Source organism: Streptomyces sp. Tek67B01 (genome assembly GCF_055231995.1).
On record NZ_JBUYUY010000001.1, the window covers coordinates 6,981,739 to 7,003,103 of the forward strand.

The following is a 21,365-nucleotide window of genomic DNA, read 5'->3' on the forward strand; positions in this document are numbered from 1 at the left end:
GGGAACGGGTGCGAAGCAGGCGGCGAACTCGAAGATGCTGATGCCCACGGGCCCGGCAGCCGAATTCAAGAACACGAAGACCCTGGACGACGGCACGCATGTCGCCGTCACCACCGTGACCGGCAAGAAGTCCGGCTTCACCGGCAAGGTCTGGGTCTGGGCGCTCAAGGAGTACAACGACCCGAAGTTCGCCAAGAGCGGCTTCCCCGTCATGATCGCCCTGCCCGGCGGCCCTGGCTATCCCAACAACTACTGGATGGACCCCGGAATGGGCCTCCAACCGAGCATCAGCAAGTGGTACAGCGAGGGCAAGAGCAAGCCCTTCATCCTGGCCATGCCCGTGCTGAACCCGGGGCCGGACGACAAGGGCATCTACTGGGACGCGTCCGACATCCCGGGCCAGCCCAAGATGGACACCTGGCTGACCGAGGACGTCCCGGACCTGATGAAGGAGAACTTCCGCACGATCAAATCGCGTGACGGCTGGGCCTTCATGGGCTCCTCCACCGGCGGCTTCGCCAGCCTGAAGGCCGTGCTGAAGTACCCGGACAAGTTCAAGGCCGCACTCGCCTCCGGCCCGGACATCGTCCCGGACTCCCCGCTGTGGAAGGGCCACGACAAGGAGAAGAACGAGAACAACCCCAACCTGCTTTCCAAGGCACTCATCGACAAGAAGGGCGCGCTGGACGTCTACATCGCCTTCCAGGTCGGCGACAACGAGAACAACAAGGACACCCTGCCGAACGTGCAGAAATACGTCGCCACCTACGGCAACAAGGGGCCGATCCACACCACCCTGAGAATCATCCCGGGCGGCCAGCACAACGCCAAGACCTACGTGCCGAACATGGGCCTGGGCCCGATCGAGTTCATCAGCCAGGTCATGGAAGGCCCGGTCGAATAACCGAACCTTGATCTTTGACCTCGCCGGTCACCCGGCTTGCTTCACCGTCGTCACCGACATGCAGGTCCTCATGAAGCGCTGCGCGCGGACCGAACACCGGTGAGGGGCCGCCCCCGGTTCACGCTCGGGCAGCAGGTGTTCGACCTAACCGCCAGGCGCATGGCCAGATCGCCGGCGTCTACCCCTCGCCGCTGATGGTGCGCCTGGTGGACGCGGCCGGGTTCCAGTGGATCGCCCGCACCGTCGACTGCGAGCAGCTCGACGTCCGGCCGACCGCCCCCAGGGAGTGGACGCGGACGCGGACGTGGGCGGGGCGGCATCTACCGCGTCACCGAGCCTCGTGCCCGGCAACGACCCCGCTGCCTCGTCGTCGCCGTCAACCAGCGGCGGCCGGCTGATGGAATGAGGGCGGAGGCGCCCTGCCGGGACGTCGCGCCTCACGGGGTTCACCCTGGAATTCTGCGATCCGCTCCCGCAGGGTGGCCGGGAGGTCCGGGTCACCGTCGCGTTTCGTCGCCCCGCTGACGGAAACCTTCCAGGAAGTCGCCCGCCCGGCTGACGCGGGCCTCGCGGGCCAGCAGCCGCTCGATGGCCTGGTCAAGGGTCGCTTCGGCTGCTGGAGGCACGCTCGTCGGACGGACTCCTCGTTCACGCATGCGCCACAGGGGCCGGATCTGCTGGTGGAGTGCCTGCTGGTGGAGTGCGTCTTCTGGGGTTCGGTGGGCGTTGGATGGTTCCTTTGCGGGCCCGTTTCCTGGCCCGCCCCTGACCACCGCGGCCCGGCCTCTGGCGGGCCCAGTGGATGCCGAGGTCGGTGAGGCGTTGGCGTTGGTCGGTGGTGAGCTGGTCGCGACGGGTGCGGGCGTTGGACAGCCATACCCCGAGCCGTACCGGGGTCCCGTCGGGGAGTGTAAGTTCCTGGGGTCCACCAGGGTTGAACCGGTTGCGAAGAGCCGGGAGAAATCGTTCAGTGTTTCTCCCGGCATGCCCGGGGGGTGACTTGGTGCGTGTCGCTGGGGGTCAGCGGTAGGCAGCGATGAAGGCCCGGACGCCGGCGTCCGCATGGCGGTCGAGTTCGCTCTGCGTGTGCTGGGGGCTGCCGTGGAACATGGCCTTGTTCACGGGGATCCACAGAAGAAGCCCGGTGAAGTGGTTAGCGGCCAGATTCGCGTCGGTAACGCGGAGGAGACCGTGGTCGGCGAGGCGTTGGAAGGTGGCTGCCAGGGTGGCGAGGACGCGTTCGAAGCCCTGCTTGTACCAAGTGGCGCCGAGCTCGGGGAAGGTGTCGGCGTTGGCGATGATCAGGCGCCGCAGCTGGAGTACCTGGGGCTGGGTGAGTGCGGCCAGGAACTGGCGGGCCAGGCGGGCCAGGTTCTCCTCCAGTTCCTCGGCGTCGGCCGGGATGTCGGCCACCAGATCGACCATGGAGTCGACCCGGTCCGTCGTGGCCAGGACGATCTCGGCGAACAGCTTCTCCTTGTCCGAGAAGTGCTTGTAGACGGTCTGCTTGGAGACTGCGGCCTGCTTCGCGATGTCGTCCATGCTGGTCCCGGAGTACCCCTTGGCCATGAACGCCTGGGTTGCGGCGTCCAGGATCGCCTTGTGCTTGCGTGCAGACCGGCCTTGCTCGCTCGCTTCCATCGCCCACCCTTCAGTACTGGACAGTCCAGTTCGTATGTGACTAATCTAGCGCCCAGTTCCGACGAGTACCACACCGTCTAGTTCTTTCCACGGGGGAATCGCATGACCCAGACCATTGGCGTCCCGGTCACGGCCCGCCCGGCGTCGGCGCGGCCGACGACGCGGGTTCTGCTGGCAGGCGGCGTCACGGCAGGTCCACTGTTCCTGGGCCTCGGCGCAGTCCAGGGGCTCACCCGCGACGGCTTCGACTTCACCCGCAACGCGATCAGCCAGCTCAGCCTGGGCGATCTCGGCTGGATCCAGGTGACCAGCTTCCTACTGACCGGCATGCTGGCCGCCGCAGGTGCGGCCGGGATCCGCCGCGCACTGGACGGCGCACCCGCCGGCACCTGGGCACCGCGCCTGATCCGTGTGTTCGGCGTCTCGTTTGCCTTGGCCGCGGCGTTCACCGCGGACCCGGGGGCGGGCTTCCCCGCCGGTGCCCCCCAAGCTCCCGCCGCCTCCCTGAGCTGGCACGGCGCCGCCCACATGCTCAGCGCCATGGTGGGCTTCCTCGCGCTGTCCGCAGCGTTCCTCGTCCTGGCCCGGCACTTCGCCACGCACCGGCAACGGGGATGGGCCGTGAGCTCACGCCTGGTACCGCTGGGGATCCTCGCCGGATTCGCCGGTTCCTCCGCCACCGTGCTGGCCTTCACCGCCGGAGCCGGACTCGGCCTTCTGTGGCTCACGGCCGTCACCGCCCGGCTGATGACGCCCCTCCCCGCAGCACAGAAGTAACAGCAGCCGTCCACTCATCGCAGACGCAACCAAGACAACCATCAAGATCACTAACAAGTGAGACAGGACACCGCAATGACCGCACCGGTAAAAGGCCCCGCCAGCTACTTCCCGTCGATCGAGAAGAAGTACGGCCGCCCGATCAAGGACTGGAAGGACCTCATCCGCTCCTCGCCCCTGACCAAGCACATGGAACTCGTCACCTGGCTCAAGGCCGAGCATGGACTCGGTCACGGCCACGCCAACGCGCTTGTCGCACACACCCTCGCCGAAGGCAGCGGCAAGTAACCCGGGCATCCGCACCGCCGGACCTGTTCAAGCCCGCACTACGGTCGCGACTGCGGGTGCTGCGGCAAGGGGTGGCCGGTGAGATCCACTTCTGTTGATCGGCCTGCCCGCCTTGCCTGTTGCCTCCGCCTGCCCGATATCGTTGACAGCCTCGCAGAGGCAGCGGCTGAAGAAGATGGCCTACGGCCACAAGACTCCCCACCAGGCCCGGATGCGCGCGGACCTTGTGCTGCGTGCGGCACGCGGACGCTCCAACTTGCGGATCGCCGGTGAGACGGGCCAGCACGTGGACACGGTGCGCACGTGGCGGGGCCGGTTCGCCTCTGGCGGTCTTCCGGCCCTTGAAGACCGTAAGCGTTCCGGGGGGCCGCCGCGTTTCACCCCGTTGCAGACCGCCGAAGTTAAGGCACTGGCCTGCCAGTTACCTGCCGAGACAGGCGTACCGCTGTCCCGCTGGCCCTGCCCGGAACTGGCACGTGAGGCTGTCGACCGGGGCATTGTGAGGCGGTCTCGGCCTCCACCGTGCGCCGCTGGCTCAAGCGGGACGCGCTCAAGCCCTGGCAATACCACTCATGGATCCTCATTCGCGACCCCGACTTCCGTACCAAAGCCGCCCGCATCATGGACCTCTACGTCGGCCTGTGGCAGGGCGAACCCCTGGGCGAGAACGAGTACGTCATCTCCGCGGACGAGAAAACCTCCATCCAGGCCCGCTGCCGCTGCCATCCCACCCTGCCCCCGGGACGAGCCCGGGCGTTGCGCGTCAACCACGAGTACGAACGCGGCGGTGCGCTCATCTACATGGCCGCCTATGACGTCCACCAGGCCCGAGTCATGGGCCGCTGCGAACCCACCGCGGGCATCGTGCCGTTCATGGCGCTGGTCGAGCAGGTCATGACCAGCGAGCCATACGCCGGCGCCAGACGCGTCTTTTGGATCGTCGACAACGGATCCTCCCATCGCGGCAACAGAACCATCGACCGTCTCACCAGCAGGTTTCCGAACGCGGTCATGGTCCACACACCCGTTCACGCTTCATGGGTGAACCAGATCGAGGTGTTCTTCTCCATCGTTCAGCGCAAGGTCGTCTCGCCTGACGACTTCACCGACCTCGACGAGGTCCGGGACCGGCTCCGTGCATTCGAAGACCGCTACAACGCCACAGCACAGCCGTTCCAGTGGAAGTTCACTACCTCAGACCTGGACGATCTGCTGGCCAGACTCGACCGGCACACAACCGATCACCAGGGAAAATCCTCCACCCATCCGCCAACGTGATCAACCCTCGAAGGACTTCGAGGGCGTGTGGCGGGTTCGCCCGGCCGTGGTGGGCTGGGTGGTCGGGCGTCCGTAGCCGGTATGGCGGAGCGTCCTGAGGGTAGACGCCAGGTTCATCGGCGCTATCGGACGGCGTTCCCGGTGAGTCGGTTGGGAGGGCGGTATGAGCGGTGAGCCCTCTGTCGAGGTGAGTACGGCAGGCCCGTGTCTGGTCATACGGCTCGGCGGGGACATGGAGCATGCGACCGCCGGGTTCCTCCGGAGCCGTCTTCAAGACGGGATCGGTCCGGGACTGCGGTGTGTCGTGCTGGACCTGTCCGGGTGTCGTTCTGCGACTCGGCCGGCCTGAACGTGCTGCTGGGCGCCCGACGGCAGACAGAGGAGGCCGGGGTTTCGCTCGCGTTGGCCGGCGTGCCGCCGACGCTGCAACGGATGCTGCGCCTGACCGGGGTCGACAGGGTTTTGCGCGTGTATGGAACTGCCGCCGAGGCTGAGACGGCGATGGACGGCGGCGCGGGCCGAGAGCGGTAGCCGGGATGAGGTCCGGGTGACCGGTCACCTCAGCGACAAGCCCCATCTCGTCGGAGGTTCTCGGCCCGGACCCCCTGAAGGTCCTCGGTGACGTCGAAGACGACCGTCTCGCCCGCCACCAGCCCCCGGGCACGGCAACACCCCAGAACAGCTGAGGACTCCACGACGGCGTCCGGCTCACCAGCGTCCCGCGCGATGACGCCATGGCCTTCCCCCTGATCGAACCACTTCACAACACCCCTGGGCACGCTGCTCACCTCTCTCACGAGCTGGTGATCCCAGGACTGCTGTCCAGGGCCTCGCGGTTCGTGCAACCGGCGCCATCCCCCGATGTGAGCGAATGCCACCCCAACCGGGAACCGCCGGCGACATCGACGCAGCGTCACCGAACGTGGCAGGGCTCCGCCTTAGGCGGAGCCCTGCCACCCGGACCTTCAAAAACGAGTGTGCCCTGTCCCAAGGTGGGCGGCCCCCTCCAGTCGCTGTCCAGTGACTGACCCTGCGTAGCTCTGGTTTGCTTGCCGCTTCTTGCCGCTTCTTGCCGGTGATGCTGTGGCCGGCTACCTGGCCCGGCCCGATGCCGGAGCCGGCGGCCACCCCGAGGCCCGTCGGATCGGGCCCTTCCAGGCACACCCCTCGCCCGCCCATGTCACCGTGCTTGTCCGCGTGCACCACCGGACGGCTGCCTGCACCGACCGGTGTGGTGGGCGCGCCGCAGTAGCAGCCGCCGTGTTCCCTGTCATGTTCGAGTGCGTCTACCTCGCTTTCGAACAGGCAGAAATCTGTCACGGCCGAAGTAGACATTGGATGCTTCGGTGGTTATGGTTTCTCTCGTAGCCGAGACCAGAAGGGCCCGGCAGAGATGAACTGCCGGGCAGCAGTACACGCGGTACCAGTAGTTGCAGTTCGCAGGACGGTGCGGCGGTGGAGTTCCGAAGCCAGAGCAGTCGTATGACGGCGACGGGACTGACGACCGGACCGGGTGGCCCGCGGTGATCAGGGGCCGCCACGAGCAGTACCAGCAGTAACGCAGTTGGCGGTACCAGCAGTGAAGTATGTGAGTGGTACCTCGGTGAAGGCGTCGGGCTGCGGGCGCGCGCACCGGGAGGTTCGGCAGTGGGGTTCTAAGCCAGAGCAGACGCAGGATGGGCGACGGGGCTGGCTGCCGAGGAGGTGGCGCTGTGTGAGGCCACCGGCAGTACGCAACACCAGCAGTACAAGCAGTTCGCAGTGCAGCAGTAAGAGCAGTACGCAGTTCCCGTTTGGTAACTGATTGATTCAGAGGGAAAGAACGGAGGGACTAGGCGCCATCAGGATCGCCCGGACGGAAGCATTGAGTTCGGGTACCGCAGGACATCGATAGTGAGGTGGTCTCCGGTCACGCATCCGCGATCCCCGCATCCCCGGCAGCGTTCAGGCCGGCCGTGCGGAAACAGAGGGCCGGCGCAGTATCAGGGCCGGCAGATGGTGTGAGTAGTTCCTTCGGGGCCCGGGTGCCGGTACGGCACCCGGGCCCCTCAGCGTGTGCGACTCCGGCGCGTTCAACCGACAGAGAGGTTCGATGACAGCAGACGACACGTTCGGCCGTCTCGATGACGACGACTACCCCGCCTACACCATGGGCCGCGCCGCCGACATGCTCGGCACCACCCAGGGCTTCCTCCGCGCCATCGGCGAACACCGTCTCATCACCCCCTTGCGCTCCCCGGGCGGCCACCGCCGCTACTCCCGCTACCAGCTCCGCATCGCCGCCCGAGCCCGCGAACTCGTAGACCAGGGCACCCCCATCGAAGCCGCCTGCCGCATCGTCATCCTCGAAGACCAACTCGAAGAAGCCCAACGCATCAACGCCGAATACCGGCGCACCACCGGATCCCCGACCCCACCGGCCGCAGCCTGACGACATGGGCAGCAGCCGGTCCAGCCGACGATCAACCCAACACCGCTCCCCGGTGCGCCGGCCGTGTTGCGGAACCGGTTCTGCTCCGGCTCGTTGAGAATTGGATCACCGCCCCGGATGTCCCGAGCTTCCGGGGCGGCCCCAGACCAATCCCAGGGTGGTGTCAGGCCCTGGACGGCCCACTGTTGCCGGGAGTACTCCAGCGCCTGGCGCCCCCTCTCTGCGGTCCCCGGGTGTTCGAGCATCTCCCGCACCACGGGCGTCCACGCCCGGCCCTGCACTTTTGCCGTGGCTGCCTCGGGGCTGTGTCCCGGCATCGGCAGGCCGGCGAATTTCCACGGGACCCTCGCTCATGCCTGAGGAACGCGGTGCGGCCGGGCCCGATCACCTCCGGGGAGCGCCTCCCCTTGATCGACCGGGTGGGCAAGCCGGGCTGGCCCGGCTTCCCTTCCCTGTTCGCCGTGCTGTGGATTCCCTTGTGTTATCCCCTGTGGTGACTGATCACCATCGGTGTTGTTTCCCCTGGTCAAGCCCCAGTTCCAGGCTGCTTGTGGGTGACCGGGCCTCCTCGGCTAGGCTCCGTGAGCAGACCGGGCCGCACCAGAGCCGTGGCCCGCGAGATAACGATGAGAGGGGCGGGAGTATGGCGCAGCAGGCCGCGGCGTCCGGGGAGCCCCAGCGGGCGCTACGGACACCGATACCGCGCAGCGAGGAAGAGCGGCGCATCGCGGCGGTGCGCCGCTACGACATCCTCGACACCCCGCCCGACGGGGCGTTCGACCGGGTGGCGGCGATGGCCGCCCGTCTGCTTGGCACACCGGTAGCGTCGGTAACGATCGTGGACAGCGACCGGATCTGGTTCAAGGCCGCCCACGGCCTGGAGGGCGTCAGCGAGATCGGCCGCGACCCGGGCCTGTGCGCCTCGGCCATCCTTTCCGAAGACACCCTGGTCATACCCGACGCCCTAGCCGACCCGGTGGCGTGCTCCAACCCGCTGGTCGCCGGCGAGATGGGCGTGCGGTTCTACGCGGCCGCCCCGATCACCACCGCCGACGGGCACCGGCTGGGCACGGTCAACGTCCTCGACACCCGCCCCCGGCTGATCACCGAAGCGGACACTGCCACGTTGGCGGACCTGGCCGCGATCGTGATGGACGAGATGGAGCTGCGGCTGTCGGCGCTGCGCACCGTCCGGGCCGAGCAGGCCCAGCGCGAGGCCGAACACGTTGCCCGCGAGCAGGCCGAGGCCGACAAGGCCGCCATCGCCGCTTTCGCCGCCACTTTGCAGCGCACCCTGCTGCCGCCGGCGCTGCCGACCGTGCCCGGCCTGGAGCTGGCCTCGCACTACTACACCGCCTCCGTGCGCGATGTCGGCGGCGACTTCTACGACGTCTTCCCACTCGGTGCCGGCGGACGGTGGGCGTTCTTCCTGGGCGATGTGTGCGGCAAGGGCGCCGAGGCCGCCGCGGTGACGTCGCTGACCCGCTACACCTTGCGGGCCGCCGCCCACGTCGATCCCGATCCCGAAGCGGTCCTTGCCACCTTGAACACTGCCCTGCTGATGGACCCCACCATCGGCAGCCGGTTTTGCACCGCGATGTTCGGCGTCCTCGAACCCGACCCCCAGGGCACGGGCTTCACGCTCACCGTGGCCACCGGCGGGCATCCCCCCGCCTACCACCTGCGCCCCGGCGAACCCTCCGGCACCACGTCGGTGGATGAGGTCCATCCCAAGGGCGGCATGCTCATCGGCGCCCTCGCGCAGGCGCGATTCGCTTCCACCATCGTGCACCTGGGCCCCGGCGACGCCCTGCTCCTGTACACCGACGGGCTGAGCGAAGCGCGCACCACAGACGGTCAGATGCTCGGTGAGGCCGGGCTGGCCGCCTTCCTGGCCCAGCGCCCCTCGCCGCTGTCCGCGGCCGCGCTCATCGAGGACACCGCCGCGCTGCTGGAGGCCTTTCCCGACGGCCCCGGTGACGATGTCGCCCTCCTCGCCCTGAGCGTGCCCACCCGCCCGGCCGCCGCTCCCGGTGGCGCCAGCGCCACTGCCCACACCACCGCAGCACCCACCACCGGGGCCACCGAGCCAGCCGGCAGGAGCAGTGACCTCACATGACCGACACCCTCCGCCTGGCCGTCCAGCACCACCCCGGCGCCACCGTGATCGCCGCCGCAGGCGATATCGACTTCCACAGCGCCAACGACCTGCGCACCACCGGCCGCGACCAGATCGACCACGGCCACCCGCACCTGATCCTGGACCTGACCCAAGTCACGTTCTGCGATTCCTCCGGCCTGAGCGTCTTCATCAACCTGTGGCACCTCACCCAGGCAGCCGGCGGCTCCCTGACACTGACCGCACCGTCAGACTCCCTTCAACGGCTGATGCGCATGACCGGCGTCGATACCCTGCTGCTCACCCACCCGAGCACTTTGGAAGCCCTCGCTGCCCGGTCGGCAGGGCCTGGTGCCGGCTTGCTCTGACCTGCGAACCCGTCAGCGACACCATGCCTCAGAACGCGAAATGAGCGGCTTCCGCACTCGGGCGGACGTACCGCTGCTTGCAGGAATCAGGCGGAGTCCGCCCCACCCGGGTTCGCCCTCAGTAGGTCACCCTCACCCTGCCCGGACCGTCTCACACCCCGGTCAGCTCCGGAAGGCGTCCTCACGCAGATACAGCTGCGGTCTCGGCAGACAAGGCTCCTTCCCGGTCAGCGTCGTCATACGGCGTACCGGGTGGGCCGAGGGCCTTGCGCACCCGCCGCTGGCGATCTTCTGCCGCTGCCGAGCAGCAGCTCCCTGGCTGCCTCGTCCGCTGACGCAGGGTGAGCACGGGACGCGGCTGGCGCGGCGATGGCTGGGAACGCCGGGCGCAGCGACAGGAGGCTCTCCTGTTGGGGTTAAAGCAGCCCCAGCGTGTCGGCGAGCCAGGGTCCGGTGGTCAGCCTGGTCGGCGAGCCGGCCGCCGCTCCCGGGCACCCGGGGGAGGGCGTCACTTTCGCCGCGACCCGGGGGGTCCCGTGACTGGCTTCGTAACTGACGTGCGACACCGTCTATCACCGAGTCCGGGCAGCACTTGATGATCACAGGGCCGGAAAATGTCGATGAGCACTGACACCGGTCAGGTGCTTACGTCCTCGGTGGGGAACCGGGAGGAGGCGCTCTACCGGCGGACCGCCGAGATCAGTCCGCCGGGCCGCTCCTCGCGCTGCGGCGGGGTGCTGATCGGGCGGCCGTAGGCGGCAGCGCGCTCGCGCAGGGTGTGGCTGTCGGCCTCCCAGCCGTGCCCGGCCAGCCAGCCCACAGGGTCGTCGGGCATCTCCGAGACCCACATGGACGCCGCAGATCCCGGCACGGCGTCCGCGCCGAAGCGCTCGATCACGCCGCGCGAGCCCAACGTCAGTCCCATCCGACTGCCTGCCGCCGATTGCGCGCTGATCCGGGCCAGCAGCAGTTCCACCGCGTCCTCGGGCAGATAGATCAGCAGTCCTTCGGCGATCCACGCGGTCGGTACCGCCGGGTCGTGCCCTGCGGCGGCCAGCGCGGCTGGCCAGTCCTCACGCAGATCCACCGCGACGGTGATCCGCTCGCAGCGTGCGGCGGCCCGCTCCCGGCGCAGCACTGAAGCCTTGAAGTCCAGTGGCGCGGCGGTGTCGACCTCGAACAGCCGGGTGCCCTCGGGCCAGCCCATCCGGAAGGCCCGGCTGTCCATGCCGGCGCCGAGCAGCACGACCTGCCGGACCCCGGACACGGAGGCCTGCTGCAACAGGTCGTCGAGGAACTTCGTCCTGATGACGATGGAGAACGACACGGCCAGTCGGCGGCGGCGCGCGGCCTCGTCATCGGGCAGCGGCGGAGAGGAGGGCCATAGGCCGCCGGCGGAGGCGAAGGCCTGTGCCAGTGGGTCGCGGAACAGCGCGTTCTCCCGCTCGGTCTCCAGCGCCCGCACCCGGGCCACCCCCACCGCCGTGGCCCACACTCCCGACGGCTGCACCCGCTCCTGCTCATCAGTCACCGCGTCAGCCTAGATGATCGATTCCAAAGAGAGCTGATGAGTGGAGCCAGGTTCATGCGCGGCCAGCCGGTGAACAGGCGCCTTCCCCTTGACGGCCTCCTGAGCCGACAAATGCGGCTCCCGCTGATGAAGGACTTGGTGGTGCGACGTCAGGCGGAGGCGTCGTGTGCGGCGGCCCGGGCCTGGGTAAGGGCCAGGCGGTAAGAGTTGGTGCCTGTCTGGATCAGATTGCCGCCGAAGGTGAGCCGGTCGACGATGGGCGCGCAAAGTCGGGCGGTGAAGGTTTTGGTCCAGCCGCTGAAACTCTCGTTCGAGGCGATGGCGACGCTGTTCTTCTCCTCGCGTTCCGTCAGCACCTGGAACAGCAGCTCAGCGCTCCTGCGGTCCAGTTCCATATAGCCCAGCTCGTCGATGCAGAGAAGAACGACTCGGCCGTGGCGGGCGATGGTTTTGGTCAGTACCTTCTCGTCGGCGGCCTCGACCAGCTCGTTGACGAGTTTGGTGGCGAGTGTGTAGCGGACCCGGTAGCCGGCCATCGCGGCTTCGGTGCCCAGCGCGATCAGCAGGCGCGATTTGCCGGTGCCGGAGTCGCCGATCAGGCAGAGCGGCAAGCCCTTCTTGACCCACTCGCAGGTCGCCAGGGTGTGGATGACCGCCGGGTCCACACTGGGGTTCGCCTCGAATTCGAAGGCCCGCAGCGATTTCTCGCGGGGGAACTGGGTGGCCTTGATCCGTCGCTCCGAACGGCGGCGGGCCCGGTCGTAGCATTCGGCCATCAGTAGTTCGTGACCAGCAAGCTCGGCACCTACCTGCGGCCGGCTGTCCTCGTGGTCGACGAGGTGGGCTACCAGCCCCTCGAACGCGCCGAAGCCAACCTGGTCTTCCAGGTGATCTCAAAGCGCTACGAAAAAGGCTCGATCATCCTGACCTCGAACAAGACCTTCAGCGAGTGGGGACAGGTGTTCGGCGATGAGGTCCTGGCCACCGCCATCCTCGACCGACTCCTGCACCACTGTGACGTGATCTCCATCAACGGCCCCAGCTACCGGCTGAGGAACCGACTCGCGGTCACCGAACGAGACCGGGACAACGCAGCCTGAGACAGGTCGCCTGGTGACAGCAAACCCTGGGCCTGTTTACCGAAGTTGGATGATCGGCGCCTCGGCCCAGGGACGCCCGGCTCTGCCTCGCGACTCCCCGGCTGAGGCCAGCACCATAGGTGAGACGATCTCGAAGTGAACCCTCTCGACGGCTTGTCCTCCCCAGAGAGCGCATTCATGCTCAATGCGTTCGAAATCGACATACTCCCAGGTGTCCGCGGCGACCTTGATGAACCGCTCGTATCGGCACCTGCCGCGGAGTTGGCCCCCGTCCTTCTCTCTCTTGTCGACAGAGGTTGGATAGAGGTCTGTCGCGTCATTCCCTTGACTGCCCCCGATGGGAGCGTCGGCGCCCAGCCCGGCATGCCCATAACGCGAGATGACCTGCCAACGCTGCTGGCTGATGCTGGCAACTGGGACTACCCCGACAGCGGCGAGTGGATCGGCTGTCTGACGCTCACACTCACGGAAAAGGGCCGACAGATTCCCTGGTGAGCCGACAGTCCAACTCGGATGGCAATCGACCAGGAGTGGCTTCACGGGACACTGGTGCACGTATCTCGGTACTTTGCGGAGCGCTCAGAGGAGTACGCCGACACCGATGCTGGCGCAGGCCGCCGAGGTGATCCCGCCGGTTCGTCCGCTCGCCTCGAAGGTGGCGTATGAGCAGAAGTTCGACGGGTATCGGGCGCTGGTGTTCACCCCGGCCGCCCCGGGTGGGCGGGTGCTGCTCCAGACCCGCCGCGGCGCCCTCATTCAGGGCGCGTTCCCCGATCTCGTCGCGGCTGCCGAGGCGCAGCTCCCCGCCGGCATGGGTCCTGGACGGCGAACTCCGCGTCTGGGACGCCGAGGCGGGCCGGTTCGGGCCACCGGATTGCTCGCCGGCCGCTGATCGTGGTCAAGCCCCTGACCAGCCGCTACCAGCCGGGCCACAGGGGAGCATGGACCAAGATCCGCCGCCGGGACACCACCGAAGCGATCATCGGCGCCATCACCGCCACGACCACACGGGCCGGTTCCGCGCGGTCGGCCGCACCGTCCCGCTGCGCACGGAGGCGGCCCGCCTGGTCGCCGAGCATTTGGCCGCCGCCGACCCGGGGCACCCCTGGGAGGGCGTCACGTTCGCCGCGACCTGGGGGAGCCGCGACGTCCTGGACGTGCGCCTGGTCCGCCCCGACCTGGTGGCCGAGATCAGCGCCGACCGCCCCGTCGACCGGGGCGGCGTCTGGCGCCACCCGCTCCGCTTCAAACGGCTGCGCCTGGACGTGGCCGTGGGGGACGTTCCCCGGTTCGGCGGGGGGCTGGCGACGGCTGCCGGCTGACCGGATTTTCGGCGCGGTCCGCAGGGGGTTGCGGGGCTAAGGAGGCGGTGGTGTACCACGCGCGTGAGCGCACCTCAATACTGCTCTGACCTGCTCGTTTGCTGAGACTTGCGGGGCTGACCCCTGTCTCCCGCACTGTGCGGATCACACGCCCGCCGGTGGTGTGATCCGCGTATTCGTGTGAGGAGTCATATGTCATGTTCATGCCTGAAATGGATGAGGAGTCGGCCGGTGGGGAGTCTGGCCGGGAGCCTGCCGGACACCCCGACCCGGCCCCGTCTGCGGAGCCGACCCAGACGCGACGCCGGTTCGCCCCGGCGCTCAGGGCGGCCGTCCTCGCCCCCGTGCTGGTGCAGGCGTTGGTGGCCCACTGGGCGCCCGAGTGGTCAGAGGTGGCGGACGGTCTGCTGCATGCCGTCAAGGCGCTCGTGACGCCCCGCCGGGGCCGAGGAGACCGGTCAGCCGCCGGAGTGATTCCGGCCCTCGCGTACGCGCGTAGGCGGCTTGTGCGGTGCACTCCCAACTAGCTCTGAGAGTCGGGTATTTGCCAATTTTCCTGGCATACCGCCATCTTTCGAGCATGGCTCAACGGTCGGGTCGACGATGTGCGATTGGGGTGCGTTTCACGGTCCGTTCGGTGCGTGAGGTCTACGACGAATACGCGGCTGGCGAGCCGGCTGCGGGTGCCGGTGGCGGCGTGGCGGTGGGCTACCGGCTCGGGCCTGGTCCCTGCGGCGGACGCCGCCCGGGGTTGTGTCGCGGGCGGTGGTGGAGGCCGCCGACGCGGAGGCGGCTCTACCTCGGCGTGGACGTCGAGTTCCCCGACGTCCACCCGGATCAGGTGGCCGCACTCGGCCGCCGCCGCGACCTGCCCACCCTCCTCGGCCGTCACGTGCCCTCGGCCCCGACCAGGCCGCTGCGCTCGGTGAGCATTTGACCGAAGGCGCGGACGTGGCCGGTGAGGGCGTCCGGTTCAGGGCAGTGGGCGAGAACGGCCTTGAGCCGTACGTGTTCCGTCTCCAGGGCGAACGGCTGCCTCAGTGGCTCGATGCCGTCCGGCGAGCCACGCGAGCAGGGCGTCGACGAATGCTTTGAACACGAGCGGGTCAATCTGGCACTCGTCAGTCTGCATGGGTCCGATGCCGGACGGCAGACCCAGTTCGGCTTGGTAGACGCTCACCTTGGCTCATGAAAAGCCGGGAGGCCCCGTTGGAGGGGTTCCACAGGTTCTGGTCACCCATGTCGTAGTACTGGGTCAATGCAACCCCTCCCTGTTGACCATACCGGCCAGCGTGGCGAGCACATGACATTACGGTCGGTCAGCCCTCCACGGAAAGTGAGCCAGAACCCGAGAAATGACGGCGCTGTTGCTCCGAGGCGGTGATGTTCCCGTGCGCGGCGTCTGGCCGGGCCTCGCTCTGCGGGGATGGGTGACGCCACCGCCCCGCTGCCGTCACGCCTGCACAGGACCGAGTGAGTCACTGGGATATTGCCCGATGCCCGGCTGCTAATGGTCAACTGCGATGCCTTCCGATGCCCCGGTGTCTGCACGCGGCTCGGGCCGCACAGCCGTGGTTCGCATGCGGGGTGGTCCGCAGGGCGGAGGGACGAGCCACACCAGCGGGGGAGCGGGTTACGCCTGGGGGCTGATGCCGAGGCGGTGCGGGCGCCGGAGGATAGGGATCTCCAGCGGAGGGAGACATGATGGAGCGTTGGGACCGGATCGGGCGTGCGGCGGCGTACGGGGCTGCGGCGGCTCTCGTGCCGTATCTGCTGATCAAGGTGTCGTGGGTGGTCGGTTCGTTATTCGGGCTGCTGCCGGTCGGGCGGGGGTTCAGCCTGGGCGGGTGGCTGGTGCTCAACACCGGCACGATCGGGATGGCTGTGGCCGGGATCACGCTGGGGCTGGCGCTGGTGCGGCCGTGGGGGATGCGGATCCCCGGCTGGCTGGTGGGATTCTTCGCCTGGGTCGGGTCGGGGTTCTTGGTGTCGATCCTGCCGTTCGTGGTCGCCAGTGCGCTTGTGAACTCCGAAACGGGCAGTTCGGGAGCCTCAGGGAGCTCGGGGGGTGACGCGGCGATGCCGGCCTGGGAAGCAATGCTGCTCCAGTGCAGCTTCGTGGGAACCGGGATCGCGCTGGCCATCGCACTTCCCGCCTATTTGTGGCGGCGTTGGCCCCACGCCCTGCGCCGCCGGCCGGAGCGAACCCGCACGCGCACCTCCTCAGGGCCGGTGTGGCCCGCCGTGACCGGCGCCGTGACCGGCCTGGCCTGGCTCTACTGGGCGGCCGGTGGCTCCCTGGGCATTGCGCACCGCGACGAGCGGCCAGCCAGTTGGCATGTGCTGGTCGGGGTCAGCGCGTGCTGGGCTCTCGTCGCGTCCGGCGCCGTACTGGCTCCCGTCCGGCGCCGGTCGATCAAGCTGCCGTATCCGCTCCTGCTCGCGTTGGCATGGCTGGGATCGGGCTCGATGTTCGCCTGGAGCGGCTGGAGGCTACCGGCCACGGTGTACGTGGCGCTGGCGAACCCGAGCGACGTCAGCTACCCGGAGAACGTCGCGGTCGCGGTGGCGCTGCACGTCACGGCCGTGCTGACGGGGGTGGGCATCATGCGGACGCTGGTACGCGGTGAACGTGGCGGGGTGAGCGTGCCCGACAGTGCCCAGCAGTCCGCCTAGCGGGTGGGCCGTCGCCCGTGAACCCGTCTGCTCGGGAAAGCCTTTCGCCGGGAGCACCTCGATGCTCCCGTGGCAAGGCCCGCAGTGGCTTCAACACTTGTGAACATCACTTGACCGTGGATTTGGGTGCCTCCCAAAGCCGTGAACAACTGACGGCACGAGTCGTGATTACTGAGGTTTTCAGGGTGGGGTCGGTGGGTTGATCGCCAGGTCTGTGGCGGTGAGGCAGCCGTCGATCAGTGGGGGTCGGAGCTGGATCCTGCGTAACTCGCGGCGGAGTGTGCGGTCGAGGTCGTCGGGTGTGTCGAAGGCGGTGTTGGCCATCGCTCTGCGGACGAGTGACCAGGGGGCCTCGACGGGATTCGGGTCGGGCGCGTACGGAGGAAGTCGGACGGTGGTGAGCCAGTCGTGCTCGGTCTCGTAATGCTTCAGTCCGGCGGCCAGGTGGGTGTTGAGGTTGTCCCAGACCACGATGATCGGGCCGTCGAGCTGGATGTGCGCGCGGACCAGGAGGTCGCGGTAGTCCTTCCAGGAGAAGCTCTTGCGGGCGCCCTTGAGGAGGAGGTGGGTGCGGGGGCGGTGGATGAGACGGCTCTTCTCGCCGAATTTGTAGCAGCACAGGGCGGCGACCGAGGTCCGGCGGCGGGAGCGGCCACGGACGCGGATGACGGGGGTGTGTCCGCGCCGGCCCCAGGTCCGGGCACGGGGCGGCGTCATCGAGAACCCGGCTTCGTCCTCCAAGACGATCCAGGCCCCGGACTCCGCCGCGAGGCTTTTGCCCGCGGCCACACCTCCTTCTTCCAGAGTTCCACCGCGTGCTCGTCACGTTCGAGGGCTCTGCGGGCGGCTGCCTGCCAGGACCAGCCGTGCCGTTTCAGCAGCCTCCACACCGTCGCCACCGAAAGGCTCACCCGCAGACGTCGGCGGATCACCGTCTGGACCCGGGCCAATGTCCAGCGTTCGTCCTCGAAGCCATGCGCTGACGGGCCCTTGCCGAGTTCTTCCTCGAGCACGGCGAACTGGGCGTCGGTGACGGTCGGGGAGTTCGCCGGACCCGCCGAGCGCAAGGCCTCCATCCCACCCTCGCGCCAGGCACGGCGCCACCGTTCCACCGACCGCACACTCACCCGCAGATTCTTCGCGATCACCGCGGTCTTCTCACCCGCCGCGAACCGCCTGCCGGCCTGAAGCCGGATCCCCTCACGAAACGCCCGACGCTCAGCGGTCAGGCCCCCACCCTCCGGATAACGCACACCACCGGCATACCGCAAGGATCATGAACCATCACTACCCGACGACAACCCGAAAACCTCAGTAACAAAGCACGACTAGGGCCTGTCCAGGCGATCATGAACGGTCAGGTCGGGATGGCGTCTTCTCGGCGTTCCACGATCACGAGTGTGCCCCGGCTTCCGGGGCAAACCGCGTGGGTTGCCCCGGCCGGAATCACGTAGAGCTCGCCTGTACTCACCGACACGGGCCGGGAGGTGGAGGTGTCGGTGCGGTGGTCGTACTCGCGCGCCAGGCGGCGGTGCAACAGCAGGGTGCCGTTGACCTGCTCCACGATCCAGCGCTTGGGCTGCGGGACGAAGCCCTTGCCCTGGTCGTCGGGATTGCGGCGGACGACCTCGACATCGATGTCCAACAGGGCCCCCTGGATGAGGACCGCGTCCTTGAAGCCCTGGTCCACCAGGACCTTCTCCAGACGCATCCCGCACCGCTCGGCGGCCTGGTCGAGCAGGGCGGTGCCAGCGGCATTGTCGTGGGCGGAGGCGGCCAGCACCACGACGCCGATGATCAATCCCAGGACATCGACGGCCAGTCCCCGCTTGCGGCCCGACACCTTCTTGTTGACGTCCAGTCCCGTCGTGGTCTTCGGGACACCCGCGGCCGCCCGCACGGACTGGGTATCGATGATCACGAGGGACGGGTCCTCTAATCGCCGGGCTCTCTCCCGCACCTGGCAGCGCAGAAGTTCCTGGATCCGCTGGTCAAGCCCGTCCTGGCGCCACAGGCCGAAGTAGTAGAACACCGCCGACCAGGCCAGCAGATCATGTGGGAGGTAGCGCCACTGGCAGCCCGTCCGGTTCTGATAGAAGGGGGCCTCCCCTGGGTGGTGGACACGCTGATACTGGATCTGCTTGATCCGGAGGAAGCGAGAAGACCGGCGATGGCACTTAAGGACTATTCGGACGAGTTCAAGTCCGACGCTGTGGCCCTGTACGAGTCGACACCCGGGGCGACGTACAAGAGCATCGCCGCGGACCTGGGCATCAACCGGGCGACCCTGCGGGAGTGGGTGCTGCGGGACCGCGAACGCCGTGGCGTCACCGCCGCGGCTCGGAGGCCGTCCGCCCAGCCGCGGGGGGTGGTGCCGTCCGCTGATCCGGACGAGCGGGTCCGGCGGCTGGAGGCCCGGGTGGCGGAACTCGAGGCCAGTGAGCGCAAGCTCGCCACCGAGCGGGACATTCTCCGCAAGGCTGCCAAGTATTTCGCCGGAGAGACGAACTGGTGACCAGCCGCTTCCAGTTCGTTGACGACCACCGGGCCACCTACGAGGTGAAGCGGCTGTGCCAGGTCCTGGACGTGAACCGCTCGGGCTACTACGAGTGGCTCGCCGGCGCCGAGGCCCGGGCCGCCCGGCAGCGGGAGGACCTGGTCCTGGCCGAACAGATCCGCCAGGTCCACGGTGAGTCCGGCGGCGCCTATGGATCCCCGCGGGTGACCGCCAAGCTCCGCGAGAAGGGACACCGGGTCAACGAGAAGCGGGTCGCACGGATCATACGGATGTCCTCCATCACCGGTATCGGCCTGCGTAAACGCGTCCGCACGACCGTCCCCGACCCGGCATCCGTGCAGGTCGCGGACCTGTTCGGGCGAGACTTCACCGCCACCGAGCCCGGACGCAAACTCATGGGCGACATCACGTATCTCCCGCTCCAGGGCGGGAAGTTCCTCTATCTCGCGACAGTGCTGGACTGCTTCAGTCGCAAGGTCGTCGGCTGGTCCATCGTCGACCACATGCGCACGGACCTGGTCTCCGACGCTCTGCGGATGGCCGCCGCGACCCGCGGCTCGCTGGACGGGGCAGTGTTCCACTCCGATCACGGAGCCCAGTACGGATCCCGCGCCTACGCCGGCCTCTGCGACCAGCTCGGGGTCACCCGGTCGATGGGCGTTGTCGGCACCAGCGCCGACAACGCCGCCTGCGAAAGCTTCCACGCCTCCCTGAAACGCGAGACCCTCCAGGGCGCCCACGACTACGGCGACGCCACCACCTGCAGAAGAACGGTCTTCGCCTGGCTGGCCCGCTACAACACCCGCCGCCGGCACTCCACCAACGGCCACCTCAGCCCCGACGCCTACGAACACCGACACCACGCCGCTAAACTCACACTCGCCGCGTGACCAATAACCGCGTGCCCACCTTCATGGGGGAAGGCCCACCTCCACCTGGCCGCAGCAATCGTCACTCTCCGCATGCTGATCCGCCACGCCACCATTCACTACCGCTGGGATCAGCGTCCCACCACACGCCGCCTCAAGTGATCCATTTGCCGGTCGGTCTTATTACGGCCGCATCGAGCAGCAGCGTGGTCCGGCGCCCTCGGAGCGGATGCTCGTCGCGCTGGCCCGGGCGTTGCGGCTCAGCCTGAGTGAGCGTGACCATCTCTTTGCCCTCGGCGGGATCCCGGCGCCCCGGCGGATCGTACGTGATGACCATGTTGGTCCTACGATGATGCGGATCGTCGCCGGCCTCTCGGACGTGCCCGCCATCGTGCAGTCACGGTTCGGTGAGGCGTTGCTGCAGACGCGTCCGGCGGTTGCGCTGCTCGGTGACTTCACCCGGTATTCGGGTCTGTCCCGGTACCTGATCTACCGCTCGTCGGTGATGGCGGTCGGGCGGCCGGTCGTGGCGGTCGGACGTTCGGTTGCGGGTCCCGTCTCAGACGATCTGGACTGTGGGCAGAGCCTTGACCTGCGGCGACCAGATCGCTTGAGACGCCGGGTCGCCGAGAATCTCCGTTGGTCTGGTCCCGTGCGCTTGGATGCCGGTTGCTGTCTCAAGTGATGTGGTCCCACCCCGCCGTGGAGAAGTGACACGCCTCGGTAGGATCCCTCATCATGGACGTGGACGTGGACGTGGACGTGGTCGCGGGAAACGAGATGGTCGCCATCCCGCCGGGACAGGTGACGCTGTCGGACCGGCGGACGCAGCGCAGCTGGTCGGTCAAGCTCGCGCCCTACCAGCTCGCGGCCTTCCCGGTCACCCAGGCGCTTTATGCACAGGTCACCGCCCAGCGGCCGAGCGCCGCCCACGGGGACCAGTTGCCCGTTGAGTGCGTTTCCTGGTGGGACGCAGCACGGTTCTGCAACGACCTGTCCCGGCGCGAGGGGTTCAGGCCCGCCTATCACCTGCCTGCCAGCAGTGACGACATCGAGTGGGACGAGTCCGCCGACGGGTACCGGCTGCCGACCGAAGCCGAATGGGAGCACGCGTGCCGTGCCAGTACGACCGGGCCGCAGTACGGGCAGCTCGACGAGATCGCCTGGTACCGCGGCAATTCGCACGAGCGCATCCACGCCGTGGGCGGCAAACACCCCAACCCGTGGGGTCTTTACGACATGCTTGGCAACGTCTGGGACTGGTGCTGGGACGTCTACGACGCCGAGGTCTACGGCACCTACCGGGTGCTCCGTGGCGGTGGTTGGTTCGATGAGCACTGGAGTTGCCGGGCCTCTGCGCGGCGCCGCAGCCACCCGACATTCCAGGTCGACGACGTAGGGTTCCGCATCGCGCGCTCCCTCGTGTGACGACCGGTTCGCGCACGTCGTCGAGCCCGATCACCTGACATCAAGCGAATCGGACCCGTGCCCTTGAGACGGGGACCGGATCGACAGAGACGGGACAGGCGCCATACCGACCCGT

Annotated in this window: 20 protein-coding genes and 8 pseudogenes; 19 read left to right on the forward strand and 9 right to left on the reverse strand. The window is 68.1% G+C overall.

Going from position 1 to position 21,365, the window contains the following annotated elements; all coding sequences use genetic code 11:
• The first annotated feature begins 34 nt into the window (after positions 1 to 34).
• Positions 35 to 904, forward strand: a complete 870-nt coding sequence (locus tag ACV7NM_RS31900) for an alpha/beta hydrolase (protein ID WP_463413566.1) — start codon at positions 35 to 37, stop codon at positions 902 to 904.
• Between the two features lie 497 nt (positions 905 to 1,401).
• Here the strand turns inward: ACV7NM_RS31900 and ACV7NM_RS31905 are convergent, their stop codons facing one another.
• Both ACV7NM_RS31905 and ACV7NM_RS31910 read right to left on the reverse strand, forming a co-directional pair.
• Complete coding sequence (locus ACV7NM_RS31905; RefSeq protein ID WP_463413567.1) at positions 1,402 to 1,530, reverse strand: hypothetical protein; 129 nt, start codon at positions 1,528 to 1,530, stop codon at positions 1,402 to 1,404.
• Positions 1,531 to 1,924: 394 nt separating this feature from the next.
• Complete coding sequence (locus ACV7NM_RS31910; protein WP_463413568.1) at positions 1,925 to 2,545, reverse strand: TetR/AcrR family transcriptional regulator; 621 nt, start codon at positions 2,543 to 2,545, stop codon at positions 1,925 to 1,927.
• A 102-nt stretch (positions 2,546 to 2,647) separates the two neighbouring features.
• Here ACV7NM_RS31910 and ACV7NM_RS31915 point away from each other — a divergent pair, with 102 nt between their 5' ends.
• From ACV7NM_RS31915 to ACV7NM_RS31935, 5 genes and pseudogenes are all read left to right on the forward strand, one after another.
• The gene (locus tag ACV7NM_RS31915) at positions 2,648 to 3,322 is read left to right on the forward strand and encodes a DUF998 domain-containing protein (RefSeq protein ID WP_463413569.1); all 675 of its coding nucleotides are present in this window, start codon (positions 2,648 to 2,650) and stop codon (positions 3,320 to 3,322) included.
• A 75-nt stretch (positions 3,323 to 3,397) separates the two neighbouring features.
• Positions 3,398 to 3,610: a DUF4287 domain-containing protein gene (locus ACV7NM_RS31920; RefSeq protein WP_463413570.1), complete on the forward strand. Its 213-nt coding sequence runs from the start codon at positions 3,398 to 3,400 to the stop codon at positions 3,608 to 3,610.
• A 211-nt stretch (positions 3,611 to 3,821) separates the two neighbouring features.
• A pseudogene (locus tag ACV7NM_RS31925) lies at positions 3,822 to 4,100 on the forward strand (helix-turn-helix domain-containing protein); the annotation flags it as partial.
• A gap of 29 nt (positions 4,101 to 4,129) precedes the next feature.
• Positions 4,130 to 4,888 (forward strand): annotated as a pseudogene (locus ACV7NM_RS31930) (IS630 family transposase); the annotation flags it as partial.
• A 232-nt stretch (positions 4,889 to 5,120) separates the two neighbouring features.
• Positions 5,121 to 5,419, forward strand: a pseudogene (locus tag ACV7NM_RS31935) (STAS domain-containing protein).
• Positions 5,420 to 5,448: 29 nt separating this feature from the next.
• On the opposite strand, the gene ACV7NM_RS31940 reads toward ACV7NM_RS31935, so the two are convergent.
• The gene (locus ACV7NM_RS31940; RefSeq protein ID WP_463413571.1) at positions 5,449 to 5,805 is read right to left on the reverse strand and encodes a cold-shock protein; all 357 of its coding nucleotides are present in this window, start codon (positions 5,803 to 5,805) and stop codon (positions 5,449 to 5,451) included.
• Between the two features lie 1,175 nt (positions 5,806 to 6,980).
• On the opposite strand from ACV7NM_RS31940, the gene ACV7NM_RS31945 reads away from it, so the two are divergent.
• The 3 genes from ACV7NM_RS31945 to ACV7NM_RS31955 all read left to right on the forward strand — a co-directional run bounded on the left by ACV7NM_RS31945 (position 6,981) and on the right by ACV7NM_RS31955 (position 9,806).
• Entirely contained in the window at positions 6,981 to 7,319 is a 339-nt protein-coding gene (locus ACV7NM_RS31945) for a MerR family transcriptional regulator (RefSeq protein ID WP_463413572.1), read from the forward strand.
• A gap of 643 nt (positions 7,320 to 7,962) precedes the next feature.
• Positions 7,963 to 9,438, forward strand: a complete 1,476-nt coding sequence (locus ACV7NM_RS31950) for a PP2C family protein-serine/threonine phosphatase (protein ID WP_463413573.1) — start codon at positions 7,963 to 7,965, stop codon at positions 9,436 to 9,438.
• The gene (locus tag ACV7NM_RS31955; RefSeq protein WP_463413574.1) at positions 9,435 to 9,806 is read left to right on the forward strand and encodes an STAS domain-containing protein; all 372 of its coding nucleotides are present in this window, start codon (positions 9,435 to 9,437) and stop codon (positions 9,804 to 9,806) included. The genes ACV7NM_RS31950 and ACV7NM_RS31955 overlap by 4 nt, the downstream gene beginning before the upstream one ends.
• A 679-nt stretch (positions 9,807 to 10,485) precedes the next feature.
• Here the strand turns inward: ACV7NM_RS31955 and ACV7NM_RS31960 are convergent.
• Positions 10,486 to 11,337, reverse strand: coding sequence for a class I SAM-dependent methyltransferase (locus ACV7NM_RS31960; protein WP_463413575.1), 852 nt, complete (start codon positions 11,335 to 11,337; stop codon positions 10,486 to 10,488).
• Between the two features lie 149 nt (positions 11,338 to 11,486).
• Positions 11,487 to 12,122 (reverse strand): annotated as a pseudogene (locus ACV7NM_RS31965) (ATP-binding protein); the annotation flags it as partial.
• Positions 12,123 to 12,128: 6 nt separating this feature from the next.
• Here ACV7NM_RS31965 and ACV7NM_RS31970 point away from each other — a divergent pair.
• From ACV7NM_RS31970 to ACV7NM_RS31990, 5 genes and pseudogenes are all read left to right on the forward strand, one after another.
• A pseudogene (locus ACV7NM_RS31970) lies at positions 12,129 to 12,437 on the forward strand (ATP-binding protein); the annotation flags it as partial.
• A 135-nt stretch (positions 12,438 to 12,572) separates the two neighbouring features.
• Entirely contained in the window at positions 12,573 to 12,932 is a 360-nt protein-coding gene (locus ACV7NM_RS31975) for a hypothetical protein (RefSeq protein WP_463413576.1), read from the forward strand.
• Between the two features lie 106 nt (positions 12,933 to 13,038).
• Positions 13,039 to 13,329: a hypothetical protein gene (locus ACV7NM_RS31980; RefSeq protein ID WP_463413577.1), complete on the forward strand. Its 291-nt coding sequence runs from the start codon at positions 13,039 to 13,041 to the stop codon at positions 13,327 to 13,329.
• Positions 13,330 to 13,378: 49 nt separating this feature from the next.
• Positions 13,379 to 13,759, forward strand: a complete 381-nt coding sequence (locus ACV7NM_RS31985; RefSeq protein WP_463413578.1) for a hypothetical protein — start codon at positions 13,379 to 13,381, stop codon at positions 13,757 to 13,759.
• Positions 13,760 to 14,564: 805 nt separating this feature from the next.
• Positions 14,565 to 14,696: a hypothetical protein gene (locus tag ACV7NM_RS31990; protein ID WP_463413579.1), complete on the forward strand. Its 132-nt coding sequence runs from the start codon at positions 14,565 to 14,567 to the stop codon at positions 14,694 to 14,696.
• Here ACV7NM_RS31990 and ACV7NM_RS31995 read toward each other — a convergent pair.
• Both ACV7NM_RS31995 and ACV7NM_RS32000 read right to left on the reverse strand, forming a co-directional pair.
• On the reverse strand, positions 14,648 to 14,869 hold the full coding sequence (locus ACV7NM_RS31995) for a hypothetical protein (RefSeq protein WP_463414163.1): 222 nt from the start codon (positions 14,867 to 14,869) through the stop codon (positions 14,648 to 14,650). The genes ACV7NM_RS31990 and ACV7NM_RS31995 overlap by 49 nt on opposite strands.
• A pseudogene (locus tag ACV7NM_RS32000) lies at positions 14,787 to 15,018 on the reverse strand (DUF6086 family protein); the annotation flags it as partial. The gene ACV7NM_RS31995 and the pseudogene ACV7NM_RS32000, both read right to left, overlap by 83 nt.
• A 442-nt stretch (positions 15,019 to 15,460) precedes the next feature.
• On the opposite strand from ACV7NM_RS32000, the gene ACV7NM_RS32005 reads away from it, so the two are divergent.
• A complete protein-coding gene (locus tag ACV7NM_RS32005) occupies positions 15,461 to 16,435 on the forward strand; it encodes a hypothetical protein (protein ID WP_463413580.1) in 975 nt (324 codons plus the stop codon).
• 180 nt (positions 16,436 to 16,615) lie between these two features.
• On the opposite strand, the gene ACV7NM_RS32010 is transcribed toward ACV7NM_RS32005, so the two are convergent.
• Positions 16,616 to 17,688 (reverse strand): IS630 family transposase gene (locus ACV7NM_RS32010; RefSeq protein WP_463413581.1). Its coding sequence is split into 2 segments (ribosomal slippage): positions 16,616 to 17,239 and positions 17,242 to 17,688, totalling 1,071 coding nucleotides; the frame shifts between segments, so codons are not numbered across the junction.
• 209 nt (positions 17,689 to 17,897) lie between these two features.
• A pseudogene (locus tag ACV7NM_RS32015) lies at positions 17,898 to 18,539 on the reverse strand (IS5 family transposase); the annotation flags it as partial.
• 66 nt (positions 18,540 to 18,605) lie between these two features.
• On the opposite strand from ACV7NM_RS32015, the gene ACV7NM_RS32020 reads away from it, so the two are divergent.
• The 4 genes and pseudogenes from ACV7NM_RS32020 (at position 18,606) to ACV7NM_RS32035 (ending at position 21,250) form a co-directional block, all read left to right on the forward strand.
• A protein-coding gene (locus ACV7NM_RS32020; protein WP_463413582.1) for an IS3 family transposase occupies positions 18,606 to 19,843 on the forward strand; the annotation gives its coding sequence in 2 pieces (ribosomal slippage) (positions 18,606 to 18,936 and positions 18,936 to 19,843; 1,239 coding nt in all).
• A gap of 36 nt (positions 19,844 to 19,879) precedes the next feature.
• A pseudogene (locus tag ACV7NM_RS32025) lies at positions 19,880 to 19,984 on the forward strand (IS5/IS1182 family transposase); the annotation flags it as partial.
• On the forward strand, positions 19,953 to 20,507 hold the full coding sequence (locus ACV7NM_RS32030; RefSeq protein ID WP_463414137.1) for a helix-turn-helix domain-containing protein: 555 nt from the start codon (positions 19,953 to 19,955) through the stop codon (positions 20,505 to 20,507). The pseudogene ACV7NM_RS32025 and the gene ACV7NM_RS32030, both read left to right, overlap by 32 nt.
• Positions 20,508 to 20,560: 53 nt before the next feature.
• On the forward strand, positions 20,561 to 21,250 hold the full coding sequence (locus ACV7NM_RS32035; protein ID WP_463413583.1) for a formylglycine-generating enzyme family protein: 690 nt from the start codon (positions 20,561 to 20,563) through the stop codon (positions 21,248 to 21,250).
• The last annotated feature ends 115 nt before the right edge of the window (positions 21,251 to 21,365 follow it).